This window comes from Rheinheimera soli (assembly GCF_031457405.1).
GTDB lineage: Bacteria > Pseudomonadota > Gammaproteobacteria > Enterobacterales > Alteromonadaceae > Pararheinheimera > Pararheinheimera soli_A.
In genome coordinates, this window is sequence record NZ_JAVDWR010000007.1 from 156,439 (window position 1) to 171,008 (window position 14,570).

The window sequence follows — 14,570 nt, forward strand, 5'->3', positions numbered from 1 at the left end:
GTTGCTGAGCAATCCCCTACAAGACGAGGCGAATTCTAGGGGCCGAGACCAAAGGTGTCAACAGTTTTTTAGAAAGGCTTAACTGTTCGCGTATTTTTTAAACTAACTGCCGATTGAAGCAGCAATTCACAGCAAAATAAATAACATAGGCAACCCTGCCCTGCTCTACAAATGGCAAGAGGCAGTATCTGGAAGGAGAAAGAAATCTGACGAACAAAGAGAATAAAACACGGACAAGTTACAAATGACATAAAGAAAAAACCCCGCCGAAGCAGGGTTTTTTTAACAATTAAAGCGTCACGTTGTTTTTACTGGCGCGTTCTTTAATGTAAGTTTCCCAACTTGCAGCCTGACGGGCAAATTTAGGATCAGCTTTCGCTTTTTGCACAGCCTGGTAGGCGTCTCTGAACTTGTTCTGATAGAAGTAAGCTTCAACCAGAGCCAGATACACTGGGCCTTTGACTTTTACGCCAGCGTCCAATGACTTATTCAGAGCCACTACAGCGGCAGAGTATTTTTCAGCAAGGATCAGTGATGAACCCTGACGACGATAGGCATCGGCGTCATTGTCTAACTGAGCTGACTCACCGTAATACTGAGCTGCTTTATCCATTTCACGCGCTGCCTGGAAAGAACTGGCCATACTGTTCAGCATAGTTTTATCTTTAGGGATTAAACCAGACTTAATATGTTTTTCCAGCGTTGTGCCCGCTTTGTAAGGGATATTGGCGTTTGAATACAGCTGAGATAACAATTTAAACTCATTGGCTGTATCCAGCATACCTTGCCTTGCAGCCACTTCTAAGGTAACCAAAGCTTTTTCGTATTGCTCTTCAATACTGTAAAACTGAGCCAGATAAGTCCACCAACGTTTTTCCGATGGAAAAAGTTGTACAGTGGTCTCCAACACTTCAATCGCTTTTTTGTTGTTTTTCATCTCGTAATAAGCTGAAAATTTCAACGTATAAGGACCAGCGTTTGGCTTAGCTTTATCTTGCAGTGCAATAGCCTTATCAGCAGGTTCAATCACCTTCTGATACTGCTTGGTTTCCATATAAGCACTGGCAATACGCAGATAAAGGTTCGCGTCCTGTTCACCAGTGAAATCAATCCACTGGTAATAGGTTTTGATCGCTTCATTGTATTGCTTATCGCTTAATAACAGGTCAGCTAACAAACGTAAAGAAGCAGCCTGGTCGGTAAAGCTCAATATGTCAGGTTTAACCGCCTGACGTAAGTAGTTAATAGCTTTTTTCTCGTCTTTCGCAGCCCACATGTTGCCTAAAAAGCGATTGACAAAAGCTTTATCAAACTCATTACTTGCATCAATGCCTGATAAAGCAGCAATAGCCTCATTCAGTTTTTCAGCACTGTACAAATCGTAAGCTTTACTAATAGCTTTACCTACCCGTTCGCCAACAACAGTCGTCTTACGGTTTTTGCGTTCTTCAATTTTCGCCGGGTTCGGAGCTGCAACAGCATAAGAACTCAGAGTAGTAGCACCAAAGCTAGCCAATACGATCAACGCAGAAGTAAGTGAACTTATTTTCTTCATAGTGTTAACCCCCAGCCTGATCTAAGGAGAAGTCCAGCTGAACCATAATACCCGGTTGCTGCACTGCTTTACCATCAACCACTTTTGGCGAATATTTCCAACGTTTCAAAGCACGAATTGCTTCACGGTCAAATACACGTTTAGGTTCAGCTTCTACAACTTCGACTTCGCCAACGCTGCCATCTTCCAGAATAGTAAAACGCATTTTCACCCACCCTTGCAGGCCATCACGAGCAGCTTGCACAGGGTATTTTGGTTCAATACGAACTATTGGAGTAGCATCGCCATCACGCATCATTGCTGAAGAAGGATCGCCTAATCCTGAACTTGCACCACCTACATCAACAGTCGGCATGTTAAAGCCAATGACTCCACCTGTGTCTGTTGAAGCGGGTTCAGCAACCGGAGCCTTTGGTGGCTCTGGCGGCGGTGGTGGTGGTGGTGGCGGTACCCGAACACGAGTCTGAGCTTTAGACTCAGGCGGTGTCGAGTTTATTTCAATAACGATTTGTTCCTTTTTAGCATTGGTGAACGTATCATCCCCACCTATAAGGAATGCCATCAACACATACAGGAAAAACGTTATTACCGCACCAAGTACCAGTGATAGTAATAACCTTACCATATTACTTGTTCTCCGCAGCGATCGAAATCTTATCGATACCAGCCAGCTTGATCTGATCCATTACTGAAACCACAACACCATGCTTAGCTTCTTTATCTGCCTGAATAATGACTGTATCAGTTGGCGATTCAGCTAACAGCTTCTCAACTGTTGCACCTACACGCTCAACGTCTACCGCACGTTTATCCATCCAGATTTCACCGTTTGGACGGATAGCAATAAAGATAGTAGCTGACGGCTTAGATATAGCTTTTGTCGCCTTAGGGCGAAGTACATCTATACCAGCTTCTTTAACGAACGAGGTCGTTACGATAAAGAAGATCAGCATGATGAATACAACGTCCAACATTGGCGTTAAATCTACTGCGGCCTCTTCGCCTTCACGTCTAGTTTTACGTGCCATAAATTACTCTCTATCAATGATGAGGCATGCTATCAGCTAATTCATGAACTGCTGATTTCACCTTACCTTCCAGTTTAGACGTTACAAATACACCCGATAAACATGCAACCATACCAGCCATAGTTGGAATTGTTGCCATTGAAATACCAGCTGCCATCAGTCTCGGGTTACCAGTACCTTGTACCGCCATAATTTCGAATACGGCGATCATACCGGTCACAGTACCTAACAAACCAACCATGGGACAAATAGCAACCAAAGTCTTGATTACATTAATCCGGTTATTCAGTTTGCTAGATGCCTCAGACACCCACGCGTCACGAATTTTATGCGCATACCATGAGGTTGTATCAACCCGGGCGTCCCAGTCTGCAATAATTTTATTACGCAGAACCGGATATTCCCGACTGATAAACCAGAAGCGCTCTATGATCAATACCCACATGACGAAGAGCACTATGGCGACGATATACAATACATCACCGCCGGTTGCGACAAAATCCCTGACAGATTCCCAAAGCTCTATCAGGCTATGCATTACGCTTTCTCCTTCTCCGCATGAGCAGCGATGATACCAGCGCTTTGCTCATCCAGGACATGCAGGATTGAGTTTGATTTTGTTTGTAACATTGCGTGCAGGAACAGCAATGGCAGAGCACATAACAGGCCCATAACAGTTGTTACTAACGCCATTGAGATCTGGCCAGCCATGATTTTCGGGTCACCAGTACCGTGTAAGGTAATAACCTGGAACGCACCGATCATACCGATAACTGTACCTAACAGACCTAACAAAGGACCAACAGCAGCAATCAGCTTGATAATACCGATACCTTTTTCGATATCCGGAGTTTCACGCATAATGGCTTCGTCCAGTTTCAGCTCTAAGTTTTCAACGTCAACAGATTTGTTGTCATGATAAACTTTCAGGATGCGGCCCAGAGCATTTTTCTCTGAAGGGTTAGACAGATTTTTCAGCTGAGCATTTACACCTGAAGAGGCTGCAGTCAGAGCTAAGAAACGCAATAAACCTATCAGCAAACCAATACCTAGCAATGTTGTAATTACGTAACCAACAGTACCGCCCTGGTGGAATTGCTCTTCCAAAGTGGCTTCCTGAGTTTTCAGACGTAGTAAGTTACCACCAGTAGGGTCGATATAAACTGGTTTCACTTCACCGGCCGCAGCATTTTTGAATGCAGAAGCAGCACTTACAACAAAAGACTCTGGTTGTTTAACCAAAGGCTGCATTTCCTGAGTATCAGCGTTAAATACTAAGTAACCACCGTCAGAAATCAGGTTAAAAGCACCAACACGAGTCACAGAAGCCTGAGCAGAGTTACCGTCCAGAGCAACAACGTTTCCTTCAAACTTAGAAACTTTGGCAGACTCAGTCATTTCAGTTTGCAGAGCAATCCACAATTCTTCCAGTTCGTTGATCTCTGGAATCTCTTTGGCTTCTGCCAGCTTTTTCAGCAGTTGTTCACGGCCTTTGTACTGAGCGCTGATATTAGACATAGCGATACCACCGATAGTTTCGGTAGCAGCACCACGTACAATACCAAACATCTCACCTAAGGTACCTTGAGCTGCAACTAACTCAGCTTCTTTAGCGCCTAATTTACCTTCATTATCAGCAAATTGCTGAGTTAAAGAACGGCCACGTGATTCTTCAGCAGAAAATTCAGCTTTTGCTCTGTTTAACAGAGCTTGCTTGTCTGCACGGTCAGCTAAAAACTCTTTTTCACGCTGTTGGTTAATTCGACCTTCAGCAGTACGAGACTGTTTAACTTGCTCTAATAATTGATCCAGCTTGGCAGTATCTGCCGCTGCGTTTAAACACACGCCTGCAGACAAAGTGACAGTAGCTGCAATTACTAAACCTTTAAAAACTTTCTTCATTTATGCTTACTCCGCTGCTAACACTGGAAGTTTTAACAATTCTGGGGCAGCTTGTTTACCCGCAACACGAATAGCGAATCTGGTAGATTGAACGTATTCTTCACCCAGAGCTTGCCATTGACCTGTAGCTCTGTTGAACATCCAGGCTTGTTTTTCATCCAGAGATAGAGCCAGTAAGGCGACCCGACCTACGTAAACATAGTTCACAGTAATTTCGTTGCCATCCACTGCCAGTTTGTCAGTGTAAGTCACCAGAGCTGTGCCTAAATCTTTTTCGATTTGGTAGGCTTCAATCACCAGACGGTACATTTCAGAAGTGTTTACCGCTGAGTTACCTAACACAGCACGTAAACGATCAACACGAGCTAAACGGTTCGTCAGATCGATTGGCATATCTGCGTTGATAAAGGCTTCCAAAGTATCAACCATACGATACATCAGAGGAACGATACCCTGTTTGGTACCTTCGATAGTACCAATTTGCTTATCAAAAGAGGCCAACTGCACGTTTTGATCGGCAACCAACTTAGCAACGTGATTGTTGTAAACTTTTAAGTTTTCAGTTTGTTCAACTAATTGACGGTACTCAGCCAATAATTCCTGGCTTTGGTCAAAAATATTGTTGATCTTTTCCTGAGACTGTACTGAGGCGCGGATATTTTGCTGACCCACTTTATGAATTTCAGACAGTTGATTTGCTGCTACTGAAGTGCTGGCCAATGCGAATGCTCCAAACAGAGCAGAAGCAACCAGACTCTTACGAATGTTATTGTTAGACATAGTTCCCAACCAATAATTGCTGATTAACGTAACCTGTTTTTGAAAGGTAATTTTTTGTAACAAAAAATAACCCGGTTAAAGGGTAAACCGCCCGCATCATTGCAGCAAACTCGCGGATTGTCAATATAACAACGACAGTCAACGATGACAGTTTTGTTGCAATTTAAAAACGGCTTATACCCTTTTAAACTTAAGCAAAATCAGGAGCTTTCCTGTATTAATAATTCATTAAATTTTTTGCTTATTTAATGTTCGGTGTTAGTTTTCCCGACTCATACAACTTTACCATTTGCTCAAGAGAAATGGCTTTTATTTTTGACGCGTTACCAGCAGTGCCAAAGGCCTGATAACGGTCTTTACAAATTTCAGTCATAGCTTTGACTGATTCCTGCAAATACTTACGAGGATCAAATTCTGCAGGGTTTTTCGCCATATAACGACGAATAGCTCCTGTTGAGGCTAAACGCAAGTCAGTATCTATATTGATCTTACGTACGCCGAACTTGATACCTTCCTGAATTTGTTCCACTGGCACACCATAAGTTTCAGGGATAGCGCCACCATATTCATTAATAATAGCCAACCATTCCTGAGGTACTGAAGATGAACCGTGCATCACCAGATGTGTATCCGGAATACGGGCATGAATATCTTTAATGCGGTCAATCGCCAGTATATCGCCAGTAGGCGGGCGACTGAACTTGTAAGCGCCATGTGAAGTACCGCAAGCGATAGCTAAAGCATCCACACCTGTAGCTTTAACAAACTGGGCAGCTTCTTCCGGATCCGTCAACATTTGGTCATGACTTAAGATGCAATCTGCGCCTATGCCATCTTCTTCACCAGCGGCTCCGGTTTCAAGCGAGCCTAAACAACCTAATTCGCCTTCTACGGAAACACCACAAGCATGCGCCATTTCTACAACCCGACGCGTTATATCGGCATTGTAGTCATAATCCATAGGAGTTTTACCGTCAGTTCCTAAAGAGCCATCCATCATGACGGACGAGAACCCTAGTTGAATAGCCTGCTGGCATATAGCAGCTGAGGTGCCGTGATCCTGGTGCATTACAACCGGAATATGTGGGAACTCTTCAATAGCAGCAAGAATAAGGTGACGCAAAAAAGGTGCGCCGGCGTATTTACGGGCACCGGCAGAAGCCTGCACTATCACAGGACTGTCTGTCGCATCAGCGGCCAGCATAATGGCACGCATTTGTTCTAAATTATTGACGTTAAACGCCGGTACTGCATAACCAAACTCGGCGGCGTGGTCCAGCATTTGACGCATTGAAATAAGAGCCATGAGATCCTCTCTTTTTGTGTAGGGTAAAGGTTGTGTTTTAAAACCGCTGACTCTGTTGTCACCTGAGGTGATCTTAAATGGACAGAAACAGCGGTCATCATTTTTCAGATTTTTGTTCTTAGTGGTAATTTAGCAGTTTTAGCTTCAGCCGTTTGCACGTTGTTCCAGAATTTCCACTGCTGGTAAGGTTTTACCTTCAAGAAACTCCAGAAAGGCGCCACCACCGGTCGAAATATAAGAAATTTTGTCAGCTAACTCATACTTATCAATAGCAGCTAAGGTATCGCCCCCACCAGCAATTGAAAACGCCTTACTGTCCGCAATAGCCAAAGCCAAAGCTTTAGTGCCTTGCTCAAAAGAGGCGAATTCAAATACCCCTACAGGCCCATTCCAGACGATAGTGCCGGCATTCTTTAGAATATCAACCAAAGCAGCACTGCTGTCAGGACCAATATCAAACACCATATCGTCTTCGCTGATATCAGCAACAGACTTAGTGGTCGCCACAGTGTCTTCGGCAAAAGCTTTGCCTGTCACTACATCTGTTGGTACAGGAATAGAGCCACCGTTCGCTTTGGCTTGAGCCATTAAACGTTTGGCTTCAGGAATCAAGTCAGTTTCGACCAGCGATTTCCCCACCTGATAACCCTGAGCCGCAATAAAAGTATTGGCAATACCGCCCCCCACAATCAACTGATCCACAATACCGGATAAAGACTCAAGCACTGTCAGTTTAGTGGACACTTTTGACCCACCAACAATGGCAACCAAAGGACGTTGAGGATTTTTCAGCGCTGCAGCTAAGGCATCTAACTCAGCGGCCAGTAAAGGGCCTGCACAAGCTACAGGCGCAAATTTTGCCACACCATGAGTGGTCGCCTGAGCACGGTGTGCAGTGCCGAAAGCGTCCATCACAAATACATCACACAAAGCTGCCAGCTTTTTCGACAAAGTTTCGTCGTTCTTGCCTTCGCCTTTATTAAAGCGAACGTTTTCAAAGACAACGACTTCGCCAGTCTCGACGTCAACACCGTCCAGGTAATCTTTCACCAAACGCACAGGCACAGATAAAGCAGCGTTTAGATAATCCACCACAGGCGCCATTGAGAATTCGTCGCTGTACACACCTTCCTCAGGACGGCCTAAATGTGAACAGACCATCACTTTCCCGCCTTTTGACAGCGCCAGTTCAATGCTAGGGATAGCGGCTTTTAAACGTGCATCGGAGGTCACTTTGCCATTTTTCACCGGCACGTTTAAATCTTCACGGATCAATACCCGTTTTCCCGTTAGATCAACATCCGCCATTTTAATAACTGACATACCAGACTCCTGTGATTTGATTAATTTTTTAGTATTAATTTAAATGAAACTTCAGACAAAACGCATCATAGCGCGGGTTGTGTCGATCATTCTGTTCGCAAAGCCCCATTCGTTGTCACACCAGACTAAACATTTCACCAAACGTTTATGGCTGACCCGGGTTTGTGAACCGTCGACAATGCACGAATGCGCATCATGATTAAAATCTACTGAAACCAATGGCTCTTCGGTGTAATCCAGAATACCAGCCAACTCCCCTGCCCTTGCACGCTGTAAAACCTCATTGATCTGTGTTAAATCCACATCCTGATGCAAAGTCACACTTAAATCCATTGCCGTTACATTCACAGTAGGCACACGCACAGCTATGGCTTCAAAACGCCCGGCCAGATGAGGCAGTATACGTTCTATGCCTCGGGCTAACTTGGTATCTACCGGAATAATAGACTGACTGGCAGCGCGGGTACGGCGTAAATCACTGTGGTAAGCATCAATCACCTGTTGATCATTCATCGAGGCGTGAATAGTGGTAATAGTGCCACTTTCAACACCAAAATGCTGATCCAGCACCTGGATCACCGGCACTATGCAGTTGGTGGTACAGGAACCGGCAGAGACCACTGTCATGTCATCTGTCAGCAAATGCTGGTTAATGCCGTAAATGACGGTGGCATCAATATCAGCGTCGGCTGGATGCGAAAACAATACTTTTTTTGCCCCCGCATCTAAATGCAGCTGCGCATCAGAGCGGCTATGAAATACGCCAGTGCACTCAAGAACTACATCAACGTCTAATTCATTCCAGGGCAACTGCGCCGGATCGGCCTGACAAAATAAAGCTATTGGATCGCCATTCACCAACAAGCCCTGTGCAGTTAACTCCACAGGAAAACCAAAACGACCATGAGAAGTATCGTATTTTAATAAGTGGGCTATACCTTTGGCATCGGCCAATTCATTAATGGCCACTACCTGAATTTGCTCTGTTAAACCGCACTCATAGACGGCGCGCAGAATATTCCGACCTATACGGCCAAAGCCGTTAATTGCCACTTTAATGGTCATTGCTACCCTATTACCCGCTTCATTACCAGCTTGACACTTTTACTGATCAAAAAGAGGGGCCACCAGGCCCCTTTTCATTTTTATGCGAACAATTCGTTGGCAGCTGCAACTACAGCGGCCGTGGTAATACCAAAGTGTTCAAACAGCTGCTCAGCCGGAGCCGATTCACCAAAGCTGTCCATGCCAATGATTTTACCTGTCAGGCCAACATATTTGTACCAGCAGTCTTTAATACCGGCTTCAACAGCCACACGTTTGGTGACGGCTGAAGGCAATACCAATTCGCGGTATGCAGCACTCTGGGCTTCAAATACATCGGTTGAAGGCACAGAAACGACTCTGACCTTACGACCAACTGCTGTTAACTGATGATAGGCCTGTACAGCCAGCTCTACTTCAGAACCTGTGGCGATCAGAATGAGTTCAGGCGTGCCAACAGAATCTAACAATACATAACCACCTTTACGTACATCAGCCAGTTGCTGCGCTGTACGAGGCTGTTGCACCAGATTCTGACGGGTGAAAATTAAAGTGCTTGGGCCTTCAGTGCGCTCAATTGCGGCCTGCCATGCCACCGCTGATTCCACCGCATCACAAGGACGCCAGTTCATCAAATTAGGTGTCACACGTAATGAAGCCAACTGTTCTACCGGCTGGTGAGTTGGGCCATCTTCACCTAAACCAATAGAGTCGTGGGTGTACACAAAAATAACCCGTTGCTTCATCAGAGCGGCCATACGCACGGCGTTACGGGCATATTCCATAAACATCAGGAAAGTAGCACCGTACGGGATAAAACCACCGTGCAAAGCAATACCATTCATCATGGCGGACATGCCAAATTCACGCACACCGTAATACAGGTAGTTACCGCTGGCATCTTCTGCAGTTACTCCTTTAGAACCAGACCAAATCGTCAGGTTAGAACCTGCTAAGTCGGCTGAGCCCCCTAACAACTCAGGCAATAAAGGACCAAAAGCATTTAAGCTGTTCTGAGAGGCTTTACGGGTTGCAATCGACTGTGGGTTGTCCTGCAAATGTTGAATGTAAGCGGCCGATTTTTCTGCCCAATCTGCCGGTAAATCACCCGCCATACGGCGTTTAAATTCAGCGGCCAGTTCAGGATAAGCTTTGGCATAAGCTGCGAACTTGTCATTCCAGCTTTGCTGAGCAGATAAACCTTTGGCTTTGCCATCCCAGTCCTGATAAATATCTTCTGGGATCACAAAAGGAGCATGCTGCCAGCCTAAGTATTCACGGGTTGCTGCAATTTCAGCATCACCTAAAGGAGCGCCGTGGCAGTCATGTGAGCCGGATTTATTCGGTGAGCCGTAACCAATAATAGTTTTGCAGCAAATTAAGGTTGGCTTGTCAGTGACAGCACGACCTTGTTCAATAGCAGCTGCAATAGCGGCGGAGTCGTGACCATCTACACCAGCAATCACATGCCAGCCGTAAGACTCAAAGCGTGCAGGTGTATTGTCGGTGAACCAGCCTTCTACATGACCATCGATAGAAATACCGTTGTCATCCCAGAATGCAATTAATTTACCTAAACCTAAAGTACCGGCTAACGAACAGGCTTCGTGTGACACGCCTTCCATTAAACAGCCGTCACCTAAAAAGGTGTAAGTGTAGTGATCAACCACCTCGTGGCCAGGCTGGTTAAACTGGGCTGCTAAAGCTTTTTCAGCAATGGCCATACCCACAGCATTGGTAATCCCCTGACCTAAGGGACCAGTGGTGGTTTCAACACCTGGTGCATAACCATATTCAGGGTGACCCGGAGTTCTGGAATGCAGCTGACGGAATTGTTTTAAATCTTCAATGCCTAAATCATAACCAGAGAGATGCAGCAGGGAATACAACAACATAGAGCCGTGGCCATTAGACAACACAAAGCGGTCGCGGTTGGCCCAGCTTGGGTCTTGTGGGTTGTGAATTAAATAATCGCGCCACAATACTTCAGCAATATCTGCCATGCCCATAGGGGCGCCCGGGTGACCTGATTTCGCTTTTTGCACTGCATCCATACTCAAAGCACGAATGGCGTTAGCGAGTTGTTTACGAGATGGCATCTTCTCTCCTGCTTTATTGACTTTATATGACTTTGATCCAAGGGGTGGGGTTACCCGTATGCACTGCTCTTTTCTGTATTTATTGGATTGGCTGCTTAGCGGGTGAACGCTGTTTTTACATGGATACGGCAAAGTTCGGCTCATTTTCACAGAGCATTGAGCAAATCGCAAATTTTAATCCATTCTAAAGCAAAGTTTTATCTGCTCTGGCCGATACATTGACCAGTTTTAGCATTAAAGACGTCCGGGCGGCAGAAAGTGCTGGCATTGACTTGCAGCTTTCACTAAAATAGCGGCCCCAAATTACAGCGCCCAGGCGCGATAACAACCAACATGTGGAATACGTAAATGGCACAACACATTTTTACCTCTGAATCTGTTTCTGAAGGACATCCGGATAAAATCGCTGATCAGATCTCTGACGCGGTATTGGATGCCATTTTAGAACAAGATCCAAAAGCCCGTGTTGCTTGCGAAACCTTCGTAAAAACAGGCATGGTGTTAGTAGGTGGTGAAATCACTACCTCAGCCTGGGTCGACATCGAAGAGCTCACTCGCAGCACTATCCGTGATATAGGTTACGTTCATTCAGACATGGGTTTTGACGCCAATTCCTGTGCTGTTTTAAGCGCTATTGGTAAACAATCTCCTGATATTAACCAGGGCGTGGATAAAAAAGATCCAAGTGAACAAGGTGCAGGCGATCAGGGTTTAATGTTTGGTTATGCCAGCAATGAAACTGACGTGTTAATGCCGGCTCCTATTACTTATTCTCACCGCTTGGTGCAACAACAAGCGAAAGTGCGTAAAGACGGTACCTTAAGCTGGTTACGTCCTGATGCTAAATCTCAGCTGAGTTTTGTCTATGAAAATGGCAAACCTGTTGGTATTGATGCTGTCGTGTTATCCACTCAGCACTGTGACACTATTTCAACCGCCGACCTGCGTGAAGCTGTGATGGAACATATCATCAAGCCAGTATTACCTGCTGAGTGGCTGAGCGATAAAACCAAGTTTTTCATTAACCCAACGGGTCGTTTTGTCATCGGTGGTCCTATGGGCGACTGTGGTTTAACAGGCCGCAAAATCATTGTAGACAGCTACGGTGGTATGGCTCGTCATGGTGGTGGTGCATTCTCTGGTAAAGATCCATCCAAAGTGGACCGCTCAGCTGCCTATGCTGCTCGTTATGTAGCGAAAAACATAGTCGCTGCCGGTTTAGCTGAACGTTGTGAAATTCAGGTGTCTTACGCTATAGGCGTGGCTGAACCTACGTCTATCAGCGTTGAAACTTTTGGCACCAGCACGCTAAGCGAAGATCAACTGATAGCTCTCATCCGCCGTCATTTCGACTTACGTCCTTACGGTCTGATCCAAATGTTGCAGTTAGAGCGCCCAATTTACCGCGCTACCGCAGCTTATGGTCACTTTGGCCGTAACGAATTCCCTTGGGAAAATACCGACAAAGCAGAAATTCTGCGCTCAGAAGCCAAGATCTAAGTTTTTGTTTTGCATGAAAAATGATGTAAAAAGGAGAGCCTTGCTCTCCTTTTTTATACTCTGCAATCCTGCAGAGTACCCAGCGGGCCAATGCTTCGCATTGTTAAAAATCGTTCCTGACGATTTTTTATTCGCAGCCATCCATGGCGCTCACCCCTTGGGCCAGCTAAAGCTGTTAAAAATCGTTCCTGACGATTTTTTATTCTCTGCAATCCTGCAGAGTACCCTGCGGGCCAATGCTTCGCATTGTTAAAAATCGTTCCTGATGATTTCTTATTTACGGTTTTATCAAAGCAGGATAAGGTAAAACCACAAAAAAAACAGTCACAGCAGATGACTAAAACAACAACACGGAGTATCCATGACATCCAGTGCCGTAAAAACCTCCTGGCTCAATCGCAGTCTCAATGCCATAGAACGTATTGGTAACAAACTGCCCGACCCCGCTATCTTATTCGCTTTATTAATGTTTTTAGTCTGGGGTTTGTCCTGGGCTTTATCAGGTGTGACTTTCACTGATATAGACCCACGCACAGGTCAGCCTTTTCAGGTAAAAAACCTGTTGGAAGGTGCAGCTTTTGCTGATTTCATGGCAAAAATGGTCAGCACCTTTGTCAATTTCCCTCCTTTGGGTGTGGTGCTGGTTGCCATGTTAGGTTTAGGTGTGGCTGAGTACACAGGCTTTATCAACGCAGGCCTTCGCAGCATTTTAGCTGTCACCTCGAAAAGTTTACTGACCCCGGTGCTGATTGCCGTAGGTATTTTAAGCCACGTTGCAGTAGATGCAGGTTATGTGCTGGTTATTCCTTTAGGCGCAGTGATTTTTTATGCCGCAGGTCGTCATCCTCTGGCTGGTATTGCAGCGGCTTTCGCTGGTGTGTCCGGTGGTTTTGCTGCTACTTTGTTTGTGCCTTCAAGCTTAGACCCACTGCTGGCTGGTTTAACTCAGGCGTCAGCCCGATTATCAGCAGACCCTGCAGCTGCCAGTCTGGTGATCAACCCGTTAAATAACTACTACTTCACTACAGCTTCTGTGGTGTTGATTGTGATTGTAGGTTGGATATTAACCGATAAATTTGTTGAACCTCGCTTGCAACAAACTAAAGTGGATGGCGATCCTGAACAGTTGCCTTCGATGGAGCCATTAAATGACAGCGAGCGCAAAGGTTTACGTTTTGCCCTGCTGTCGATGCTGGTTGCTGCAGCAGTTTTAGTGGCAGCAGTATGGCCAGAAAACTCAGCATGGCGTTCTGGTACAGGTGAACTGACAGCAGCTTCAGCCCCTTTGATGCAATCAATAGTCGGACTTATTTTTGTATTTTTCCTGCTGCCGGGCATAGTGTACGGCTATGTTTCAGGCAAAGTAAAAACCCATAGAGACGTAGTGCAGGGTATGAGCAAAGCCATGAGCGGTATGGGCTACTACATTGTGATGGCATTTTTCTGTGCTCAGTTTATTTTCGCGTTTGGTCAGTCGAATTTAGGTGCTTTGCTTGCCATTAAAGGAGCTAATTATCTGCAGGAGATGGCCTTTCCTATGGCATTAAATCTGGTCGGCCTGGTGTTGCTGACAGGTCTGGTGAATCTGGTGATAGGTTCAGCTTCGGCAAAATGGGCACTGATTGGCGCCATACTGGTGCCTATGTTAATGCAATTGGGTGTGTCACCGGACTTAACACAAGCCGCTTACCGTGTTGGTGATTCGTCAACTAACATCATCACCCCTTTAATGCCTTATTTTCCGCTGATCGTGGTGTTTTGCCAGAAGTATGTGAAATCAACAGGTATTGGTACTTTAGTGGCACTGATGCTGCCTTATTCCATCACCTTATTGGTATGCTGGACCGCCTTTTTAATACTGTTCTGGATGCTGGGTATACCTTTAGGTATTGGTGCCAGCTACCAGTATCCGGCCATCCCTTAAACACAAATCAGGGTTATTGTTCACAATAACCCTGATTTCTTTCTGGTAAAAACTGCAATTTCATGGTTAAACTCAGGCAATACAAACAGATGACGGGTAGCCAACATAG

Annotated in this window: 12 protein-coding genes; 2 read left to right on the forward strand and 10 right to left on the reverse strand. The window is 45.4% G+C overall.

All coding sequences use genetic code 11. The features are described from left to right. Positions 1-289: 289 nt before the first annotated feature. From J2W69_RS12175 to tkt, 10 genes are all read right to left on the reverse strand, one after another. Entirely contained in the window at positions 290-1,555 is a 1,266-nt protein-coding gene (locus tag J2W69_RS12175) for a tetratricopeptide repeat protein (protein ID WP_310278765.1), read from the reverse strand. Between the two features lie 4 nt (positions 1,556-1,559). Continuing rightward, positions 1,560-2,180 (reverse strand): energy transducer TonB, encoded by a 621-nt coding sequence (locus J2W69_RS12180; RefSeq protein WP_310278768.1) that lies wholly within the window; start codon positions 2,178-2,180, stop codon positions 1,560-1,562. 1 nt (position 2,181) lies between these two features. After that, the gene (locus tag J2W69_RS12185) at positions 2,182-2,583 is read right to left on the reverse strand and encodes an ExbD/TolR family protein (RefSeq protein ID WP_310278771.1); all 402 of its coding nucleotides are present in this window, start codon (positions 2,581-2,583) and stop codon (positions 2,182-2,184) included. 13 nt (positions 2,584-2,596) lie between these two features. Further along, positions 2,597-3,121 (reverse strand): MotA/TolQ/ExbB proton channel family protein, encoded by a 525-nt coding sequence (locus J2W69_RS12190; protein WP_310278773.1) that lies wholly within the window; start codon positions 3,119-3,121, stop codon positions 2,597-2,599. Next, positions 3,121-4,485 (reverse strand): MotA/TolQ/ExbB proton channel family protein, encoded by a 1,365-nt coding sequence (locus J2W69_RS12195; protein ID WP_310278776.1) that lies wholly within the window; start codon positions 4,483-4,485, stop codon positions 3,121-3,123. Before J2W69_RS12195 ends, J2W69_RS12190 begins: the two co-directional genes overlap by 1 nt. Before the next feature lie 6 nt (positions 4,486-4,491). After that, positions 4,492-5,265 carry a DUF3450 domain-containing protein gene (locus J2W69_RS12200; RefSeq protein ID WP_310278779.1) on the reverse strand — a complete coding sequence of 258 codons (774 nt, stop codon included), beginning with the start codon at positions 5,263-5,265 and terminating at the stop codon, positions 4,492-4,494. A 241-nt stretch (positions 5,266-5,506) separates the two neighbouring features. Beyond that, on the reverse strand, positions 5,507-6,571 hold the full coding sequence (gene fba, locus J2W69_RS12205; RefSeq protein ID WP_310278780.1) for a class II fructose-bisphosphate aldolase: 1,065 nt from the start codon (positions 6,569-6,571) through the stop codon (positions 5,507-5,509). A 144-nt stretch (positions 6,572-6,715) separates the two neighbouring features. Next, positions 6,716-7,894: a phosphoglycerate kinase gene (locus tag J2W69_RS12210; protein ID WP_310278783.1), complete on the reverse strand. Its 1,179-nt coding sequence runs from the start codon at positions 7,892-7,894 to the stop codon at positions 6,716-6,718. Positions 7,895-7,945: 51 nt separating this feature from the next. Beyond that, positions 7,946-8,959 (reverse strand): erythrose-4-phosphate dehydrogenase, encoded by a 1,014-nt coding sequence (gene epd, locus J2W69_RS12215; protein WP_310278786.1) that lies wholly within the window; start codon positions 8,957-8,959, stop codon positions 7,946-7,948. A gap of 80 nt (positions 8,960-9,039) precedes the next feature. Further along, positions 9,040-11,037, reverse strand: coding sequence for a transketolase (gene tkt / locus J2W69_RS12220; protein ID WP_310278789.1), 1,998 nt, complete (start codon positions 11,035-11,037; stop codon positions 9,040-9,042). A 348-nt stretch (positions 11,038-11,385) separates the two neighbouring features. On the opposite strand from tkt, the gene metK reads away from it, so the two are divergent. Next, entirely contained in the window at positions 11,386-12,537 is a 1,152-nt protein-coding gene (gene metK / locus J2W69_RS12225) for a methionine adenosyltransferase (protein WP_310278792.1), read from the forward strand. A gap of 361 nt (positions 12,538-12,898) precedes the next feature. Next, complete coding sequence (locus J2W69_RS12230) at positions 12,899-14,461, forward strand: AbgT family transporter (RefSeq protein WP_310278795.1); 1,563 nt, start codon at positions 12,899-12,901, stop codon at positions 14,459-14,461. Positions 14,462-14,570 lie beyond the last annotated feature (109 nt).